We start from the raw sequence: 18,775 nt of genomic DNA on the forward strand, positions 1-18,775 counted from the left end.
TCGGGGTCACGGTGCTGGGCTACGACGGGCAGCTCGTCGAGATGGACGCGGTGGCGGCGGTCATCGACTGACCGCCCGGCGCCTCACAGGTCTTCGCGCGCCGCCATGAAGGTGTAGTCCCAGGCCCGGACGCCGTCGGCCTCGTCCGACTCCGCGGGGAGTCGGTGCAGCGAACGCGCCCGGTCCAGCACCTCACCGACCTCCGTGAAGACCCGATCCGCCTCGTCCCGGGTCAGCCGCAGCGTCCCCAAGCTGAGGTCCGCCTTCGGTTCGGGCTCACGTCCGGTCGCAAAGTTCGGCGCCCAAGCCGTCACCTTGGCGACCATCTCCTGCTGGTCCAGCGTCACCTGGTCCAAATAGGCGGCCAGCGGGGCCTCGTCCTCCGGACCGATCGGGACGTCGGGCGAACCGACCCGGTAGGACTGGACCGCTCCCTTCCAGACCCGGTCGCGTCGGTCACGGGCGAACTCGGGGGCCTCCTCGACGAAACCCGCATCGGCGAGCGTGCGCAGATGGAAGCTCAGCGTGTTGGCCGCCACACCGAGTTGCCGCGCCAGGTCGGTGGCGCGGGCATAGTCCTGCGCGCCGAGCACGGCGACGATCCGGCGGCGCAACGGATGCGCCATCGCCTTGAGCATCGGCGAGGTCATGACCTTCGGTTCGAGGTCCGGTGCGCGCGGTGGCTGGCGGTCGGTGTCCATGACACCAGTATACAAACCCGCCGCAAAAGTTGCGCAACTACTCTTGCGCAAATACTCGTGCGGATCTACGATCGTCGTATGGACCCCCTCCAACCCCACCCCGCCACCGCGTCCTCTCCTCCGGGCGCTCCCGCGGAGACCGGGCGGCCCCCGGCGCTGTGGCGCAACCGCGACTACCGCTGGTGGCTGAGCACCGACACCTCCACCGGCCTCGGCCGCGCGCTGCACAACTTCGCGGTCCCGCTGTTGGCGCTCTACATCACCGGCGACCCGGCCCAGGCCGGCATTATCGCGGCCATCGGCCAGGTCGGCCGCGTCGCCGCCACGCTTCCCGGCGGCGTCCTGGCCGACCGGCACGACCGCCGCCGGCTCATCCTGCTGGGTACCGCCACCGGGGTCCTGGTGGCCGCCGCGCTGGCCGTCTTCCAGGTCGCCGGGATGCTCGGCTTCTGGCTGCTGACCGTCCTGAACCTGCTGATGAACGTGCGCAGCGGGCTGTTCGACGGGGTACCGAACGCCGCGCTGAAGGCCGTCGTGGAACCGCGCTCGCTCGGTTCGGCCATGGCCGCCAACCAGGGCCGCGACGCCGTCGTCAGCCTGGCCGGCGGCCCGGTCGGCGGGGTCCTGCTCGTCATCGGCCACGCGGTGCCGTTCGCCGCGACCGCCGTACTCAACCTCTTCGGGCTCCTCTCGGTCTTGCGCATCCGCACCGACCTGCGTCCGCAGCGCGGCAACCCGGAGCACGACGGCGATGCCCCCTCCAGCCACACCGGCTACCTCCGCGAGGCATGGGAGGGCTTCTCCTGGCTGTTGCACCGCCCGGAACTGCGCGGTGTCATGGCCATCTCCACCATCGTGAACCTGGGCATGAATGCCTCGGTCACCGCCGTCGTCTTCGGCCTGCAGCAGCGCGGCGAGTCACCGGCGACCATCGGGGTCGCCACCGCTTCCGTCGGCGTCGGCATGCTGGCCGGCGCCCTGCTGGCACCGCCGCTGGTGCGGCGGGTGGCCACCGGCTGGCTGAGCACCGTGGGACTGGCCATGTGCGCCGGAGCGGTGGCGGTGCTGCCCTTCGTCCACTCGGTTCCGGCCATCTGCATCGTCCTGGGGGCCAGCATGTTCGCCGCGCCCGCGCTGAACGCCTCGCTGCTCGGCTACTTCACGGTCGCGGTGCCCACCCATCTGCTGGGCCGGGCCAACAGCGCCCTGGACCTTCTCGCCATGGGCGCGGTCCCCCTGGCCCCGCTGGTCGCGGGCTTTGGCTACGCTGCCTGGGGATGGACCGGAGTGCTGGCGCTATGTGCGGGGATCTGTGCCGTCGCCGTCGTGCTGGCGTTCTGCAACCGCCGGCTGATGGCCATCCCCGCGTCGGCCCAGTGGGAGGAGCATGCCGCGGCCAACGCCCGCGAGGCGGCGCTCAGGCGCTGACGTCGGTGCCGATCCGGCGGTTGGCCAGCACGGGAAGGAACTCGCGGACCTCGTCGATCCGGCGACGGGTGACATCGACAGTGACCAGCGCCTCGGTCTCGTCGTCGAGGAAGTCCACCGGAATGCCCATCGGGTCCAAGATGGCCGAGTGCCCCACCGTGTTCGTCGAGCTCGTGCCCGCGGCGGCCACCCACACCGTGTTCTCCACGGCCCGCGCCTTGAGCAGCGTCTCCCAGTGGTCGATCTTGAAGTCGCCCTTGAACCACGCGGCAGCCACCAGCACTACGTCGGCTCCGGCCACGGCGAGCCGGCGGGCCATCTCGGGGAACCGGATGTCGTAGCAGGTCATGACCCCGACGTTCAGGCCGCCGATCTCGAAGACGGGTACGGCAGAGACGTCGCCGGACTTGATGCGGGTGGACTCCTGGTAGGAGAAGGCGTCGTAGAGGTGGATCTTGCGGTAGGTGCCCAGGATCCTGCCGGTCGCGTCCACGACCACCAGCGTGTTGTAGGGCTGGGGTTCCCCGCTCGGCTCGTAGCCACCGGCGACGATGGCGATCTCGAATTCGGCGGCCAGTAGGGAGACCTGCTGTACGAACGTGCTCCAGTCCCGATCCACCACGGGGGCCAGCGGCCCGTCGATCTTGCGGACCGTGAACATGGTCTCCTCAGGAAAGAGCACCAGCTCGGCCCCGGAATCCTTGGCCCGGGCCACGATCCGGCGGACCACCTGCAGGTTCTCCTCCAGCGCCCCGCTGGGCGAGAGCTGTCCAACACTGATCTTCATGGTCTTTGCCTTCCTGCCGGTCCCACCAGCGTACCCATGATCGACCAAATGGTGGATGCCCTCCCCGACTACCGATCCGTAACGTTTTAACCGTGAAGAAGCCCTCCCCCAACAAGTGGGCCGCCCTGGCCGCGCTCCTGCTCACCGCAGGGTGCCTCGGGGACCGGCTGGGCCGGCGCAAGCTGTTCTCCATCGGCGTCGTCCTCTTCCTCGCCGGCAGCCTGTTCGCCGCAGCCGCCGACTCATCGGGCACGCTGATTGCCGGGCGCGCCCTGCAAGGCGTCGGCGGGGCCGCGGTGCTGCCCACGGCCCGGGCCATCCAGGCCGCCGGATCCGCCGCGGAAAAACAGGTACGGGACACCGGTGACGGGGCCGGAACCGGCGCGTAGCCTGACCCCATGGAGAGCAACCAGCGCGAGGTGGATGTCTGCGTCATCGGTGCCGGCCCGACGGGCCTGATGGCCGGGAATTGGCTCGAACGCCTCGGCGTGGATGCCGTCGTCGTCGACGGCAAGGAGGGCCCCACCCGGGAGTCCCGTGCGCTGGGCGTCCAGGCGCGGACCATGGAGATCTACGCCCAGCTCGGGGTCGTCGAGCAGGTGCTGGCCCAGGCGGTGCCGGCCAACGAGCTGCGTCCGGGAGTCGACCGCCAATCGTGGAGCGCGGTCCCGCTGGGCGCCATCGGCAAGGGGTTGACCCGCTACCCGGGGATCCACATCCTGGAACAGCACGCCAACGAAACGATCCTGGCCGACCGCCTCGCGGCGCGTGGCCGCCCGGTCCGGTGGAACACCCGGATGACCGCCCTGAGCCAGGACGAGGAGCGGGTACACGTCACCGTCACAACGCCGGAGGGCACTTCCGAGACCATCTCCGCCCGCTACGTCATCGCGGCCGATGGGGCCTCCTCCCCCACGCGCGGGGCGCTGGGTATCCGTTTTGGCGGCGCGACCAACGCCAAGGTCTTCTACGTCGTGGATGCCCAGGACGTCTCGGGGACCGGATCGGGCATCAATGTCCGGCTCGCCGGCGACGACTTCCTGCTCACCTTCCCCATGTCCGCCCCCGGCGAGCCGAAGCGGGTGCGCCTGCTGGGCATCCTGCGCGATGCCCCCGGCCACGCGACCGGCGAGCAGGATGCGGCGGATGACCCGGTAACTGTCGACGAGGCCCGGGCACGCTCCGCCCTGGAGCACGATTTCGGCGTCACCTACGGCCACTCAGGATGGTTCGCCACCTATCGCGTGCACCACCGCGTTGCCGATTCCTTCCAGTCCGGCCGGGTCTTCCTGGCCGGGGACGCCGGACATGTGCACTCGCCGGTCGGTGCCCAGGGGATGAACACCGGACTGCAGGACGCCCACAACATCGCCTGCAAGCTCGCCGACGTCCTGGCTGGACGCATGCCGCAGGACTACCTGCAGCGCTACGCCGCCGAACGCCACCCCGTGGCCGTGCATCTGGTCTCCACGACGGACCGGCTCTTCGCCGCGGTCACCTCGTCCACGCCCCGGGCCCGGTTCATCCGCGAACGGATCATGCCGCTGGCGTGGCCGGTGCTGGTGCGCGTCGTGCCGAGGGGACCACTGGGCGGGCGGATGTTCGGCTACCTGTCGCAGTTGCGCATCCACTACTGGATGACCGAAAGCGCACGACGCCATGCCGCCTCACTGCACGGGCTGGCCCGCCGTCGGAGACGCGACCCCGTGCTCGGCCGACGTCTGCCCTGGATCGGCGCCACCAACCCGGGCGAGGACAACCACATCCCGCTGGCCTCCGCCACCTGGCAGGTCCATGCCTACGGGCCCCGGGCCGCCGACGCCGGATTCCGGACCGCAACGCACCATGCCCTGCCGCTGCACAGCTTCGGGGCCTCGCCACGGCGGGGGTTGCCGGACGGGACGGTCGCCGTCGTCCGGCCCGACGGGTTCGTCGCGGTCCTCGAGCATGCGGGCCGTTCCGCCACCCGTTAAATAGCGGATGCCGCCTCGACCGGGGTCGGGACGGCATCCGGGGACGTCGGGGAACCGCCCTTAGGCGTTGCCCTCGATGAGGTCGTGGCGCACGATGGTCTGGTCGCGGTCCGGTCCGACGCCGATCGCGGAGATCCGGGTACCGGACATCTTCTCCAGCGACAGGATGTAGTTCCTGGCATTCTCCGGCAGGTCCTCCATGCTGCGGGCCGTGGAGATGTCCTCCGTCCACCCATCGAAGTACTCGAAGACCGGCTTGGCGTGGTGGAAATCCGTCTGCGTCATCGGCATCTCGTCGTGGCGGACGCCGTCGACGTCGTAGGCCACGCACACCGGGATCCGCTCGATGTTGGTGAGCACGTCGAGCTTGGTGACGAAGTAGTCGGTGAATCCGTTCACGCGGGAGGCGTGGCGGGCCAGCACCGCGTCATACCAGCCGCAACGACGCGGCCGGCCCGTGTTCACGCCGAATTCGCCGCCGGTCTTCTGCAGGTACTCGCCCATGTCGTCGAAGAGCTCGGTGGGGAACGGGCCAGCGCCGACGCGGGTGGTGTAGGCCTTGATAATGCCCACCGTGCGGGTGATCCGGGTCGGGCCGATGCCCGAGCCGACGGAGGCACCGCCGGCGGTCGGGTTGGAGGAGGTGACGAAGGGGTAGGTGCCGTGGTCGACGTCCAGGAACGTGGCCTGCCCGCCCTCCATGAGCACGACCTTGCCCTCATCCAGCGCCTGGTTCAGCAGGTAGACCGAGTCGACGACCAGCGGCCGCAACCGGTCCACGAAGCCCAAGAAGTACTCGACGATCTCATCGACCTCGACGGAGCGGCGGTTGTAGACCTTGACGAGCAGTTCGTTCTTCTGCCGCAGCGCCCCTTCGACCTTCTGGCGCAGGATGGATTCGTCGAAGACGTCCTGCACGCGGATGCCCAGGCGTCCGATCTTGTCCATGTAGGCCGGGCCGATGCCGCGGCCGGTCGTTCCGATCGCCCGCTTGCCCAGGAAGCGCTCGGTCACCTTGTCCATGGTCTGGTGGTAGGGCGCCACCAGGTGGGCGTTGGCGGAGATTCGCAGCTTGGAGGTGTCGGCGCCGCGGGCTTCCAGGCCATCGATCTCCTCGAACAGGGCCTCCAGGTTCACCACGCAGCCGTTGCCGATCACGGGCGTGGCATTCGGGGACAGGATGCCGGCGGGAAGGAGCTTGAGCTCGTACTTCTCGCCGCCGACGACGACGGTGTGCCCGGCGTTGTTGCCGCCGTTGGGCTTGACCACGTAGTCGACACGGCCTCCGAGCAGATCGGTGGCCTTGCCCTTTCCCTCGTCACCCCATTGGGCTCCGACGATCACGATTGCTGGCATGGGATCCTCCCCCTTGCTTGGGTCAGCGGCCGGCTTGCGCCGGGTTCCGGCGGTGCCGGACACAAGAACGCCCCTGACCTCCGTACCCCGCCCCGAAACCGGGCGGAAGCGTAAGAGTGAAAGGGGCTCTTACGCATCGAGTTTACCCAAGTGCCCGGCAACATGCGACTTTTTCCACTGACCTGACGATCCCGTGACGCTTTTCGACCGCCGGTCCCCAGGCACTGCGGGGCCCCGCCCGGGGACGGCGCGGACCTCCCCTTAGACTGGGGCGCATGGCGTTGACTCGGGATCAGGTGGTGGGCACGGCCGTGTCCGTGCTGCGCGACTTCGGGCTGGCCGACCTGTCGATGCGCCGGCTGGCGCGCGAACTGGACGTCCAGGTCGGCGCCCTCTACTGGCACGTGAAGAACAAGCAGGAACTCCTGGTCGACGTCGCCGCCCAGCTGCTGGGCGATATCCCCGCGGATGCGCCCACCGGCCAGACGGCGGACGTTGGACGTGCCGCGGTCGTGCGGCTGGCCACCGCCATCCGGTCGGCCCTGGTTCCGGTGCCCGACAGCGCCGAGGTCGTCCAACTGGCCCAGTCCATGCAGCCGGCGGCACTTGCCCCGCTGACCGCCCTGCGCGATCTGCTGGAGGCTGCAGGGGTCGGGGCGTCCCACTCGGCCTGGGCGCAGCATCTGGTGTTGAACCACATCCTCGGGTCGGTGGCCGCCGAGCAGGAGCGGGCTCGGCTCGCTGCGGTGGCCGCCGGCGATCCTGCCCTTCCCGGCGGCCCGCCACTCGGGGCCGACGCATTTGCCTGGGGCCTGGAGGTCATCCTGGACGGCGCGCTGCCCCGCTAGCAAGGGGTGCGGCACCGATCCGGGGGCAGCATCAATAGCTGAAGGTCACCGCCGCGTCGTCGCCGATCCATTCCCAGAGCTGCACCGTGCCCCCGACGGCAGAGTTGGGCATCAGTGTCCGGCGGTCCACGTGCCGCGATTCCAGGCACAGCGGGCACACTAGGTATCTTCCACCCGCCCCGCCGAATCGTTCGACCAGCGTGGGAAGCGGGGGGCAACCCTCACAGGCGACAACGTTGCCGAAACCATCCAGAGCCAACCGGACGGCTTCTTTGGTCAGGAACATGAGCGTGCTGCGCCCCTGTTCGGCGGCGCCGACTGCGGTCAGGAAGGCGATGGTGACGCGTTCTGGGTCCTCCAGCCCCGTGGCCAGGCTAATGACTGCCGGTTGCATGGCGATCTCCTTCGGTCCTGGTGGCGATGGCAGGCTGTTGTCGACCACCAGGGGCCGTGGAGGGAAAGCTGATCGCGACATCGGCGGCCAATATCCCCCGCTGGGGCATCCACATGTCTCCGATGCGGGCCTGTCTGGACATTGGTTGGGGCCGGCCGGGATCCTCGCCGAAGATGCTTGCCTTGCTCTCGGCGACCGCCCAGATCCGCCGCGGACGATTGCGGAAACTTTGCCCGTTGGGCACCTGCCCGGTGAGCTGGACACGGCCGATGCGCAGCATCGGCCCGACCATGCTTCCCATGCCGGAGAGGAAGCCGTCATGCTGCCACAGTGGAGCCGGGACACAACGTGAGACGAATCCCGCAATCGCCGTGGCGGGGGTCGCGGCCAGCCGGACCGTCCAGTCCAACACCCCGGGAACGGTGACGTGCATGCTGCGGTCGCCATCCCAGCGCACGCCGACGTCGGCGGTGACCGCCTCGCGCAAAGCCGCACCGAAATAGCGTGCGCATGACTGCTCGGGCGGCGCATCGGCGTAAATGGTCCATGCACCGTCGGGCATGCGCAACCACACGGCCCGATACCCGGGTCCGATGGAGCTGAGGGGCCAATGCCGCATGGCCAGATAGTGGCCCGAGGCGAAGGGCACCCCCATCAGCGTGTAGCCGGCGAAGTGTTCGGCTGGATCGTCCTGCCACGCGGCATCCGCTCGGGGGATTCTGTAGTCCCGTGGTGTACTGGCGGTCATGATCTGCTCCCGGGTCGGTGGGTTCGGTGGCTTCACCTGCTCCGGAGACTACTGATGGTCCGCCCGGCGGGCATGGGGCGTTTGCCCCATTTTCGGGCAGTTCAGTCCGGCGGCCAACCGAGCAGCCCGTGGTCCATGGCATACAGAGTCGCCCCGACCCGGTTGTTGGCCCCGATCTTGCGGTAAATGTGCTCCACGTGGTTGCGGACCGTCTTGGGCGAGAGCACCAGTTCGGTGGCCATCGCTCTGCCGTTCAACCCTCGACACACCAAACGCAGGACCTCGAGTTCCCGGGCGGTCAGAGCCCCACCCGTCTCGGGTCCCGTCGCGGCACCCTGCCCGACGGCGGACAACACCGAAGCCACCGCGTCCCCATCGAGGGTGCCCGCTCTGGCGGCGCGCTCCAGCCGCGTGGCGGCCGTGGTGGCGGTGGCCGCCGGCCGATGTGGACGCGGTTCACGCGACGTGCAATAGGAATCGGCGGCCGCCAGGATCCGCTGGTCCACATCGAGCCCCGCGGCACTGGTTCCGCGAGGATATCCACTGCCGTCCAGCCGTTCATGATGGGCAGCCGCCAGACCAGCCAGTCGGTGCCCGCCGGGGATCCGTTCGACGATGCGTCCGCTGAGGTAGGGATGCTGGTGCATGCGTTCGACCTCCACGGCAGTCAGCGCCGCTTCCTTGTCCCAGATGGCATTCGAGACACCCAGTCGCCCGACGTCGTGCACCCAGCCGGCCTGCCGGAGCAGGTGGGCCTCGGCCTCCGGGAGGCCGAATTCGCCGGCCGCACTCTCCGCCAGCGCGGCCACGGCCCGGGAATGCCCCGCAGTGAATGGAGACTTCAGGTCCGCGAAGTCGCCGATGGCGGCCAGTACGGCGTCGTACGCTGCCTGATCCAGCGGCTTCTCCTCCGGGGCAGCCCGAAGGACCGCCGGCCACGGATCTGAGTCATCGGACCAGGGGCCGGGAATCAGCGCCACCGCGGAGAGCGCCTCGACGACTTCGGGGTCGAATTGCGTGCCGCTGCGGGCCCGCGCCACGTGCTGGCCTGCCTCCATGCCCCCGGACCGGGCATGGATCTCCACGACGTCGGCCACGTGGACCACCCGCATTTCCAACGGGATGGAACGCCCTGCGGCGCCGGTGGGAAGCCCCCGGCCGTCCCACCGCTCGAAGGTGTGCGCCAAAAGAGGCCGTACCTGTTCGGGAAGCCCGATACCTTCGGCCAAGAGCCCTGCCGACCGGCAATGCGAGGCGATCAACTGTTCCACCGAAGCCCGGCCACCGGCCAGGAAGCGCGCCTTGGCCGCCATCTGGGGCAGCAAGGGCAACCGGGAACCGGCATGACCGGCCATCATCGCGGCCAATCGCGGCCCCCGGTTGTCGATCCGGTAAGTAGCCGCGCGGAAGCCGATGTCGTCGCCGAACAACGCCGCCAATTCGTGGGAATCGGCGTGGCATCCGATCCAGGCCAGGAGGCTGGCATAGTAGATCCGTTCGCGGACGGAGCGCTCCACGCCGAGTTCGCGGGCCAGTTCCTGAGCCAGCAGACATGAACGCAGCATGTGTTCCATCGGCTGCCCCAGCCCGAGATCAATACCCAGCGACACGGCGGGCAGGATCTCGCACCGTCGCGGTAACACCGGCTGCCGCCGGTCGAGATCGGCGGCAGGTCGGTGTGGAAGTCCGGCTGGGAATTCCTCCGACATATGCGCAGTATAGTTTGCCTCCTCGCGCTAGACGCGGGGTAATGGACATCCGGTCCGATTTCCGTGCGCGTCCGGCGCGCGGCCTTGGCCCCGAAGGGACCCACATGCATCGCTCGTTCCACAGCATCAACCGGCCCCGCGTCGCCGTCTTGCCTCGGCTGCTGGCGCTGGCCGCCCTCGGAGCACTTTCCCTGACGGCATGCAGCGCGGGAAGCGGATCCGGGGAAACGGATGCCGCCGACGACTCGACTCCGGCGTCTTCAACGGCCAGCGGATCCCCGGAATCCGCTGCATCGTCCGCTCCGGTGCAGTCCACCGGAACCGCGTCCACCGAGGTGCCCACCACGCAGAAGGCCGCAGCCGGGGAAGACCCCATCGTGCCGGGTTCGGCGAACGAGGCCTGGATGGAACAGGCCAGCAAGGCCGTCGCCGACACCGACCCGAAATCGACCGCCTGCCTGGACACGCTGCTGGACCAGACCATGCTCGACGCCGTCGCGACCTACCTCCCGCAGGTGGATTCGATCGTCCTCGGTGGCCAGCGGCACGAGGCCGGCTGCACCTTCGCCGCGCCGGGCGACCCCGGCACCGCCCCCACCGTGCAGGTCAAGCGGTTCTATATCGCCAACGACAGCAGCAGGACGATGGACGAGACCGGGCTGTTGGGAAGCGACATGTGCGCGACCGGGCGGGAGCAGGACGCAAACGGCATCTCGACCGATGTGGGGAACGTGGTGGTCTTCAAGGGACCCGGAGGAGACATCAACGCCACAGTGCGCGGCGCCTGGTCCTGCTCCGAGGACGACGCGATCGGCAGTGCGTTCCTGGTCAGCGCCGGATCAGCTGAAAAGGACGGGATCCCGGATCCACATCAGCTGGGCCAACCCGATTTCTCAGTTTCAGCAGCCACCCACCTGCACGACACGGAGGTCGACTGGGCCCCCACCCTCGATGACCTGTACGAGACGAACTTTCGAGACGTCCTCGGCCAGTAGGGTGCGGCCGCGCCGTGGGGCCAGTCAGGGCGCAAGTTCGGCGTAGCTGCGGAACCGGGCCAGTTGGCCGCCCTCGTCCGCGGCCACCGACGCACGGATACCCTCCGCCTCGGCGTCGAGCGCCGCGGACACCTCGACGTCGATGGCCAGCTCCAGCCGCGTGTCGTCGCCGCTGTCCGCCAGACGGTACGCGTACGTGGTGTGCACGTCGCCGTCGCCCGCTGAGATGCAGAGTTCGCGCTCCGGGATGAAGCTGGAAACCGTATGGGTGCGCACCCGGTTCCCGACGTGTACGTCCACGTCGACATCGGCGGCCAACGGCCCGTCCGCATGCATCTCGGTGACCCCGGTGAGCCACAGGGGCGCCGCCGTGAAGTCGGTCAGCAGCGCCCACACCCGCGATCGCGGCAGGTGGATCAGCTCGCTGGCCGTATAGGCGGTGACGTCTCCGGGCCTCGTCTCGGTACCCATGGGTTCATCCTCCGCCGGGACCGGGCCAAAGTGAAGACGTCGGCGGAAGACAACCCGCCGGAGGTTGGATGCGCAGACGCGATTCAAGCGCCGAGACGGCCTCCGGAGGCCTCCAGATAACAGGATCCACACAGCGATTCGTACCAGACGTCCTGCCCGTCGATGGCCACCTGGTCTCCGTCGAACACGACCGCGTCGCCGATCCTGCGGGTGTTGAAAATGGCTTTGCGGCCACACCGGCAGATGGTCTTGAGCTCCTCGAGGGTGTGGGCCAGTTCCATCAGCCGGTGCGCGCCGGGGAACATGCGGGTCCGGAAATCGGTGCGGATCCCGTAGGCGAGCACGGGCACGTTTTGCTGCACTGCTATGCGGAACAGGTCATCGACCTGGTCGACGGAGAGGAATTGGGCCTCATCGACCAGCAGGCAGGCGACGGGTTGCTGGTCAACGTGTTCCAGCAGGGCATCTGGATCGTCGCCGGCGGCGTGGGCGTTGAACAACTCCGCCACCGAGGCCCCCGCCGGAATCATGAAGTCGACCGCACGGCTCATCCCCAGGCGCGAGACGACCTGGTCATCGCCCTTGGTATCGACGTCGGGCTTGGCCAACAACACGCGTTGGCCACGTTCCTCGTAATTGAAGGCGGCCTGCAGGAGTCCGGTGGACTTGCCGGAGTTCATGGCGCCGTAGCGGAAGTAGAGCTTGGCCAATGCGTTCCTTTTCGTTGCGGGTGCGCATCGATTCTATGCGTTCGGCCGCCACCGGATGGCGGTCAGCCCGGCCGGACCTCACGACCGAAGGCCACCCCCTGCCGCACGTCCTCGAGCTGCCGCAGCATTTACGAGCTGTCCATGGCCCACATTCCCGGCTTGTCCGTGCCGGTCGCCGGGTCCTCCATCCGACCGATGCGGTAGTTTCCGCGGACCCCCGCGTTGACGTACGTGACGGCCTCGATCGTCGTAGGATCGCCTTCGGCCTCGATATGCCACATGAACCACTGCTGGTTCCAGGCCTGTTCCATGACGTCGTTCGCGCCGTGGGGCATCGATCGTCGCCAGCGTGTTTCCGCAAATGGAATTTCCGGCGTTCTTGCCGGCTTCCAGCAGCGGCCCAGGAACTCGCAGCGCAGGCCATCGAGTGCTTCACCAATGTCGATGTGGTCGCATGCCGCTGCCGCTTCCGTGAAGGAAGTCGTCAGGGGGGTCCTTGCTCTCGAGGAGGTCGACGTCGTCCTGGGCCTTACGGACGATCGACGTCGCTGTTCCGACGTTGATCTTCTACCCGTCCAGTGCCATGGGCCTGCTCCTCCGATTCGTTCGATGATGTCCTCAGAGGTTTCACGCTACGGTCAAGACAAAGCCGCCGCGAGGGGGAGGACTCCCCCATCGCGGCGTCTTTGTGCCGTTTTGATAAATGACCGGGCCTTCGAGCTACTCCCCGTCGGCGATCGTTTTTGCTGCCGTCGGGTCGGAGTCGTTGAGGAATTTGCCGATGCGGTCGACTTCGCTGGCCTCGCCGATGGCGGCGGCGGCCCGCTGGAGTGCATACAGCGAGCGCAGGAAACCACGATTGGGTTCATGCGAGTACGGGACCGGGCCCTGGCCACGCCAGCCGGCGTGGCGCAGCGCGTCGAGGCCGCGGTGGTACCCCACGCGTGCAAAGGCGTACGACTCGACCGTGCGGCCTTCGTCGTAGGCCTCGTCGGCGAGCAGCGACCACGCCAGTGAGGAGGCGGGGAATTGCGCCACCACGTCGACCGGTTCGTCGCCGGCCGCGAGGCGTGCATCCACTTCCTCTTCGGGCGAGAGCAGGGTCTCGGGGATGCCGAGCAGGTTGCGTCCGAGTTCGTCGCTCATGGCTACTTCAGCGTCTTCCCGGCAGAGCCCAGGCGTTGGGCGGCCTCCACGATGCGTGCCGCCATGCTGGTTTCCGCAGCGGCACCCCAGACACGGGGGTCGTAGGTCTTCTTGTTGCCGACCTCGCCGTCGATCTTCAGCACGCCGTCGTAATTGGAGAGCATGTGCCCGGCCACCGGACGGGTAAACGCGTACTGCGTGTCCGTATCGATGTTCATCTTGATCACGCCGTAGGAGACGGCGTCGGCGATCTCCTGCTCGGACGAACCGGATCCACCATGGAAGACCAGGTCGAACGGCTTGTCCTTGCCGAGCTTGGCACCGACCTCGGCCTGGATCTCCTTGAGGATCTCCGGGCGCAGCTTCACGCCACCGGGCTTGTAGACCCCATGGACATTGCCGAAGGTCAGCGCTGTGATGTAGCGGCCGTTCTCCCCGGCACCGAGCGCGTCGATGGTGGCCATGGCGTCACCGACCGTGGTGTAGAGCTTTTCGTTGATGGCGTTCTCCACGCCGTCCTCTTCACCGCCGACGGTGCCGATCTCCACCTCGAGGATCTGCTTGGCCGCAGCCGAGCGCGGCAGCAGCTCGGCTGCGATACGCAGGTTCTCCTCGAGGGTTTCGGCCGATCCGTCCCACATGTGGGAGTTGAAGATCGGGTCGCGGCCGGCCTTCACCTCGGCTTCGGAGGCGGCCAGCAGCGGCAGCACGAAGCCCTCGAGCTTGTCCGCCGGGCAGTGGTCGGTATGCAGGGCGACATTGACGCCGTAGCTCTTGGCGACTTCCTTCGCGAAGGCGGCGAAGCCCAGCGAGCCGACCACCATGTCCTTGACCGACGACCCGGACCAGTAGGCCGCGCCTCCGGTCGAGACCTGGATGATGCCGTCTGACTCGGCCTCGGCGAAACCGCGGATGGCGGCGTTCAGGGTCTGCGAGGACGTCACGTTGACCGCGGGGAAGGCGTAGCCGTCCGCCTTCGCCGCGTCGATCATGGCGTTGTACTTTTCCGGGGTTGCAAGAGGCACGCTGACTCCTTCATGAGTTGGGCAGGGAGTAGACATCGTTGGCTACGGCCCATCCTACCGACATGCGATCAACGCCACACCCGCAGATGACGCCCTCAGATCCGCCAGCAGCTGGAGAGCTGGTTCTTTCCCGCAAACCGTTGTTTCAGGAAGAACAGGGTCGCGGGCAAAGCGGCGACGTATCCCCCGATGTGGGTCGGGCCGACGGTTGTATTCCACGAGACGTTGGCACCCTGGGCGCACCAGCGCTCGGCCAGGTCGCGGCCGGTCTTGTAGGGGATCACGTCATCGAACAGGCTGTGGGACAGGAGCACGGGGACTGCGGGCTTGCGGCCGTTGCCGATCTTCTGGTTCTCGACCACCGTCTTGAACTTGTCCCGGGCCATGACGGTTTCCAGTGATTCACCGGAGCGAGTCAAATCCGCGGTGTCCAGGAAGGCGTGTTTGCCCAGCGCCTCGACAGTGCAGTCGCCTTCGGCCCCCTCGAGTTCCCTCATCCCCTCGGCATTGAGGTACTCCGGCGGGTCCAGATCCGCGTCTGTGGCCCCGAGCCCGGATACGGCGTACAACAGGAAGGCGGTGTAGAGGCTCCGGTCGAGGTTCTTGGCCACGGCGACCAGGTCCGCCGGAACGGCTCCGGCATAGGCGCCCTTGAGATTCAGCGCCGGAGCATAGTCGGCGGCCAATTCGGCGGCGGATGCGCTGGCACCGCCGCCCTGGGAATACCCGACGAAGGCGACGGGGTTCTTGGCACCGATTCCCGCCAAACCGAGCTGTTGGGCCGCACGTACGGAGTCGATCACGGCGTGCCCCTGGGAGGCACGCCCCATATAGGTGTGCTTCCCGGGCGTGCCCAGCCCCTCGTAGTCGGTGATGGAAAGTGCGTAGCCGGCGTCCAGCAGCGCGGAGATCATCGGGCCCTCGTATTCCTGGCCCACACCCATCTGCCGGGACGGGGCGCATTTGTCCGCCACGCCCTGGGTGCCTACCGCGTACCCGATGAGCGGACGGGATCCCGTGCTGCTCCAGGCCTTCTTCGGCACCAGCACCGTTCCGGTTACCGCCATCGGCTGGTCGTGCGCGTCGGTCGACTTGTACATGATGCGCGTGGCGGTCGCCGCCGGGCGGATGAGCCGGATCGGATCCAGGTAGAAGTCCGCCGCCTCGCTGCGCACCGGAGTTCCATTGGCCGCGGGAAGCGTGGCCGGCGGGGTGTAGAAGTCCGGGTCGACCGTTTGTGCCAACTGCTCCAGGGCCTCCTGCCGTTGGACATCCCCGCTTCCGGCGGCATCGGACTTCTCGATCGAGGACAGGTCGGAGCCGGTTGACGCGGCAGGCGCGGCAACGGCCACGCCGGTTCCGGAAAGCAGCAGGGTGGATACCGCGACACAGGACAACGCCAGTCGGAGACGACGGCGGACCGGGGTGTGCTGGGCAGGGGTCATGTTCGCTCCTTTGCGAGGGGACCGCGGCCCGACGTCCGCGGGGGGTGTCTTGACACGATCCAGTTATTACTAGTGAGTAACAAGTGATCCGCATCACAGACTAAGTCAGAAATCGACACAGGGGAAGACCCCGGCCGAACTCCATTCGTTCACGGGGCGTTCAACTGCCCTGCCCCGGGGATTCAGCTGGTCCTGACAGGGTGGTCCCGATCCCGCACCGCCGAAGGAAGGCCCACCGTGAACGCCGATACGAAGACATTCCTGCCCATGCTCGGACACACGCGCGGCAAGCGCAGCCCGGTGACCTGCGCATTGAAGTGCGACAACGCCTGCTCCAAGGCCGTATGCAACACGTCGTCCAACAGCTACTTCCGCGACATCGCCTCGACCGAATTTTCCCGCCGTTCCGCGCTCGGGGTGGGAGCCGCCGGTGCGCTGGCCGCAGCGGTCGTCGCCGTCGGAGGTGCGGACCCGGCTGCCGCAGCGGGGGCTTCCGCCAAGCGGCATCGTCCGGGCCGGCTGGCCTTCGAGGCCATCAAGCCGGTCGACGCCAAGGTCGACGTCTTCGACGTCCCCGAGGGCTTCGAATGGGCCCCCTTGCTGCGCTGGGGCGACCCGCTGTTCAACCAGTCCCCGGAGTTCGACTTCGACCGCCAGACGCCCAAGGCGCAGGCCCTGCAGTTCGGCTACAACAACGACTACACGGACATCATCCGGTCCCGGAACGGCAAGAAGGCCGTCCTGGTGTGCAACCACGAGTACGTGAACCCCGAGATCATGTTCCCCGCCGCGCCGGCCAACGCCGCCGAGGAGCGCCAGCGGCGCAACATCTTCCGCAGCGCTGTCGGCCTCAGCGTCGTCGAGCTGAAGCGAAAGGAACGCGGCCAGCCCTGGGACTATGTCCGCGGCGCCCACAAGAACCGCAGGATCACGCTGGACACCGAGTTCGAACTGACCGGTCCGGCCGCGGGTTCCGCCCTGCTCAAGACCAAGCGCGACCGCCGCGGACGCTTCGTCGAGGGCACGCTGGGCAACTGCTCCGGCGGCACCACCCCGTGGGGCACGATCCTCTCGGGCGAGGAGAACTTCAACGGCTTCTTCCGCACCGCCGGCACCTCGGCCGAGGACAAGCGCTACGGGCTGGAAAACAAGGCCACGGGCATGGGCTGGGAGCGCGAGGACCCGCGCTTCGACGCGCGCGGGGAGGACTTCGCCAACGAGCCGAACCGTTTCGGCTACATCGTGGAGATCGACCCGGAAAACCCGAACTCGACGCCGGCCAAGCACACCAGCATGGGCCGGTTCAAGCACGAGGGGGCCAATGTCATCGTCGCCGACAACGGGCACGTGGTGGCCTACATGGGCGATGACGAGCGCTTTGACTACCTCTACAAGTTCGTCTCCAAGCGCACGTACCGCAAGAACGACCGCCGCCACAACATGACCCTGCTGACCGAGGGCGACCTGTACGTGGCCCGCTTCGCCGGTACGTCCGAGGGCGAGATCGACGGTTCGGGAGATGTCCCCTCAGACGGCACGTTCGACGGTTCCGGCCGCTGGATCCCGCTCGTCGAGGACGGCAGGAGCCGGGTCGAGGGCATGAGCGTCGAACAGGTGCTGGTCTTCACCCGTCTGGCCGCCGACGAGGTCGGGGCCACCAAGATGGACCGGTGCGAGGACGTGGAGCCGAGCCTGAAGTCCGGCAAGATCTACGTCGCCTGCACCAACAACTCCAACCGCGGCGCCGGCGCCAACGCGAAGGCCGACGAGGCCAACCCGCGCACCGAGAACCGCGACGGGCACATCGTGGAGATCACCGAGCGCCGCGGCGACCACACCTCGACGCGGTTCAACTGGGACCTGCTGATGCTCTGCGGCGATCCCGCCCAGGGCGACGCGACCTACTTCAGCGGCTTCCCGGCCGACCAGGTCTCCCCGATCTCCTGCCCCGACAACGTCGCCTTCGACTCCGAGGGCAACCTGTGGATTTCCACCGACGGCGCCCCGGACGGGATCGGCTACAACGACGGCCTGTTCAAGGTCACCGTCGACGGCAAAAACCGCGGAAAGGTCGAGCAGTTCCTCTCCGTGCCGCGTGACGCGGAGACCTGCGGTCCGGTCATCCACGACGACGAGTCGATGGTCTACGTCGCGGTCCAGCACCCGGGCGAGGACGGCTCCCCCACGGAGATCCGCTCGTACTTCCCGGACTACGTGCCCTCCGAGGCACGCCCGGCAGCCGGCGAGGTGCGCGCCCCGCGCCCCTCGATCGTGCAGGTCTACGCCACGAAGTAGGGCACCCCGGAACCATGGACGACGCCGGCGCCTCCTTCGAACATCGGGAGGCACCGGCGTCGTACTGGTTCAGCCCGTTGGCTGGGAGAAGACGTGCCGGCGGATCCAGGCGTGCATGGCGATGGCCGCCGCAGAGGCGGCGTTGATGGAGCGGGTCGAGCCGAACTGCTCGATGCTCAACGTGGTCTTCGCCGCCGCGTGCACCTCCGCGCTCAGGCCCGGGCCCTCCTGGCCGAAGACCAGCACGCAGTTGCGCGGCAGATCGTACGTCTCCAGCTGCTCGGAGTCCGGGAAGATGTCGATGCCGATGACCTCCAGGCCCTCCCCCTGCGCCCAGGCCACGAAGTCCTGGACCGTCGGGTGGTGGCGCACATGCTGGTAGCGGTCGGTGACCATCGCCCCGCGGCGGTTCCACCGGCGTCGTCCGATGATGTGGACCTCCTTGGCCAGGAACGCGTTGGCGGTGCGCACGACGGTGCCGATGTTCATGTCGTGCTGCCAGTTCTCGATGGCGATGTGGAAATCGTGCCGACGGGTGTCCAGGTCGGCGACGATGGCCTCGTGCAGCCAGTAGCGGTACTTGTCGGCGACGTTGCGGCGGTCCCCGTCGCGCAGCAGCACCGGATCCCAGTGGTCCCCCTCCGGCCACTCGCCCTCCCACGGGCCGAGGCCGACCTCTGGCACGGCGGCCTCCGTCACCGCGCCGTCGGGAAGGAGGGCCTCGGGTGCTGCGGCCTCGGGCCG

General features: G+C 68.1%; 19 protein-coding genes. 6 read left to right on the forward strand and 13 right to left on the reverse strand.

From position 1 onward, the window contains the following. Window positions 1-83: 83 nt before the first annotated feature. Window positions 84-701, reverse strand: a complete 618-nt coding sequence (locus tag AC1MEQ_RS10215; RefSeq protein ID WP_479790408.1) for an ArsR/SmtB family transcription factor — start codon at window positions 699-701, stop codon at window positions 84-86. A 78-nt stretch (window positions 702-779) separates the two neighbouring features. Between AC1MEQ_RS10215 and AC1MEQ_RS10220 the strand changes: the two genes are divergently transcribed. Beyond that, the gene (locus tag AC1MEQ_RS10220; protein WP_479790409.1) at window positions 780-2,129 is read left to right on the forward strand and encodes an MFS transporter; all 1,350 of its coding nucleotides are present in this window, start codon (window positions 780-782) and stop codon (window positions 2,127-2,129) included. Here AC1MEQ_RS10220 and AC1MEQ_RS10225 read toward each other — a convergent pair. After that, window positions 2,119-2,916: a carbon-nitrogen hydrolase family protein gene (locus AC1MEQ_RS10225; protein ID WP_479790410.1), complete on the reverse strand. Its 798-nt coding sequence runs from the start codon at window positions 2,914-2,916 to the stop codon at window positions 2,119-2,121. The genes AC1MEQ_RS10220 and AC1MEQ_RS10225 overlap by 11 nt on opposite strands. 92 nt (window positions 2,917-3,008) lie before the next feature. Here AC1MEQ_RS10225 and AC1MEQ_RS10230 point away from each other — a divergent pair, with 92 nt between their 5' ends. After that, window positions 3,009-3,305, forward strand: coding sequence for an MFS transporter (locus tag AC1MEQ_RS10230; protein ID WP_479790412.1), 297 nt, complete (start codon window positions 3,009-3,011; stop codon window positions 3,303-3,305). 9 nt (window positions 3,306-3,314) lie between these two features. Next, window positions 3,315-4,889: an FAD-dependent monooxygenase gene (locus AC1MEQ_RS10235; protein WP_479790414.1), complete on the forward strand. Its 1,575-nt coding sequence runs from the start codon at window positions 3,315-3,317 to the stop codon at window positions 4,887-4,889. A 60-nt stretch (window positions 4,890-4,949) separates the two neighbouring features. On the opposite strand, the gene AC1MEQ_RS10240 is transcribed toward AC1MEQ_RS10235, so the two are convergent. After that, entirely contained in the window at window positions 4,950-6,245 is a 1,296-nt protein-coding gene (locus tag AC1MEQ_RS10240) for an adenylosuccinate synthase (protein WP_479790415.1), read from the reverse strand. Window positions 6,246-6,520: 275 nt separating this feature from the next. Here AC1MEQ_RS10240 and AC1MEQ_RS10245 point away from each other — a divergent pair, with 275 nt between their 5' ends. Next, window positions 6,521-7,093 carry a TetR/AcrR family transcriptional regulator gene (locus AC1MEQ_RS10245; RefSeq protein ID WP_479790417.1) on the forward strand — a complete coding sequence of 191 codons (573 nt, stop codon included), beginning with the start codon at window positions 6,521-6,523 and terminating at the stop codon, window positions 7,091-7,093. 31 nt (window positions 7,094-7,124) lie between these two features. On the opposite strand, the gene AC1MEQ_RS10250 is transcribed toward AC1MEQ_RS10245, so the two are convergent. From AC1MEQ_RS10250 to AC1MEQ_RS10260, 3 genes are all read right to left on the reverse strand, one after another. Continuing rightward, window positions 7,125-7,487, reverse strand: coding sequence for a DsrE family protein (locus tag AC1MEQ_RS10250; protein WP_479790418.1), 363 nt, complete (start codon window positions 7,485-7,487; stop codon window positions 7,125-7,127). Further along, window positions 7,468-8,235, reverse strand: a complete 768-nt coding sequence (locus AC1MEQ_RS10255; RefSeq protein WP_479790420.1) for a hypothetical protein — start codon at window positions 8,233-8,235, stop codon at window positions 7,468-7,470. The genes AC1MEQ_RS10250 and AC1MEQ_RS10255 overlap by 20 nt, the downstream gene beginning before the upstream one ends. Window positions 8,236-8,336: 101 nt before the next feature. Next, on the reverse strand, window positions 8,337-9,845 hold the full coding sequence (locus AC1MEQ_RS10260; protein WP_479790422.1) for an HD domain-containing phosphohydrolase: 1,509 nt from the start codon (window positions 9,843-9,845) through the stop codon (window positions 8,337-8,339). Between the two features lie 203 nt (window positions 9,846-10,048). Between AC1MEQ_RS10260 and AC1MEQ_RS10265 the strand changes: the two genes are divergently transcribed. Then, window positions 10,049-10,939, forward strand: coding sequence for a hypothetical protein (locus AC1MEQ_RS10265; protein WP_479790424.1), 891 nt, complete (start codon window positions 10,049-10,051; stop codon window positions 10,937-10,939). A gap of 24 nt (window positions 10,940-10,963) precedes the next feature. Here the strand turns inward: AC1MEQ_RS10265 and AC1MEQ_RS10270 are convergent, their stop codons facing one another. From AC1MEQ_RS10270 to AC1MEQ_RS10295, 6 genes are all read right to left on the reverse strand, one after another. Next, window positions 10,964-11,410, reverse strand: coding sequence for an SRPBCC family protein (locus tag AC1MEQ_RS10270; protein WP_479790426.1), 447 nt, complete (start codon window positions 11,408-11,410; stop codon window positions 10,964-10,966). An 83-nt stretch (window positions 11,411-11,493) separates the two neighbouring features. Further along, on the reverse strand, window positions 11,494-12,120 hold the full coding sequence (locus tag AC1MEQ_RS10275; protein WP_479790428.1) for a thymidine kinase: 627 nt from the start codon (window positions 12,118-12,120) through the stop codon (window positions 11,494-11,496). Window positions 12,121-12,248: 128 nt separating this feature from the next. Continuing rightward, the gene (locus AC1MEQ_RS10280; RefSeq protein WP_479790430.1) at window positions 12,249-12,455 is read right to left on the reverse strand and encodes a hypothetical protein; all 207 of its coding nucleotides are present in this window, start codon (window positions 12,453-12,455) and stop codon (window positions 12,249-12,251) included. A 385-nt stretch (window positions 12,456-12,840) separates the two neighbouring features. After that, complete coding sequence (locus tag AC1MEQ_RS10285) at window positions 12,841-13,266, reverse strand: DUF3151 domain-containing protein (protein ID WP_479790432.1); 426 nt, start codon at window positions 13,264-13,266, stop codon at window positions 12,841-12,843. Between the two features lie 2 nt (window positions 13,267-13,268). After that, the gene (gene fbaA / locus AC1MEQ_RS10290) at window positions 13,269-14,291 is read right to left on the reverse strand and encodes a class II fructose-bisphosphate aldolase (RefSeq protein ID WP_479790434.1); all 1,023 of its coding nucleotides are present in this window, start codon (window positions 14,289-14,291) and stop codon (window positions 13,269-13,271) included. Window positions 14,292-14,386: 95 nt separating this feature from the next. Beyond that, complete coding sequence (locus AC1MEQ_RS10295) at window positions 14,387-15,736, reverse strand: lipase family protein (protein ID WP_479790436.1); 1,350 nt, start codon at window positions 15,734-15,736, stop codon at window positions 14,387-14,389. A 267-nt stretch (window positions 15,737-16,003) separates the two neighbouring features. Here AC1MEQ_RS10295 and AC1MEQ_RS10300 point away from each other — a divergent pair, with 267 nt between their 5' ends. After that, a complete protein-coding gene (locus AC1MEQ_RS10300) occupies window positions 16,004-18,031 on the forward strand; it encodes a PhoX family protein (protein ID WP_479796108.1) in 2,028 nt (675 codons plus the stop codon). Window positions 18,032-18,100: 69 nt separating this feature from the next. Here the strand turns inward: AC1MEQ_RS10300 and AC1MEQ_RS10305 are convergent, their stop codons facing one another. Then, window positions 18,101-18,730, reverse strand: coding sequence for a TrmH family RNA methyltransferase (locus AC1MEQ_RS10305; protein WP_479796109.1), 630 nt, complete (start codon window positions 18,728-18,730; stop codon window positions 18,101-18,103). Window positions 18,731-18,775 lie beyond the last annotated feature (45 nt).

The organism is Arthrobacter sp. ASL1 (assembly GCF_056680475.1).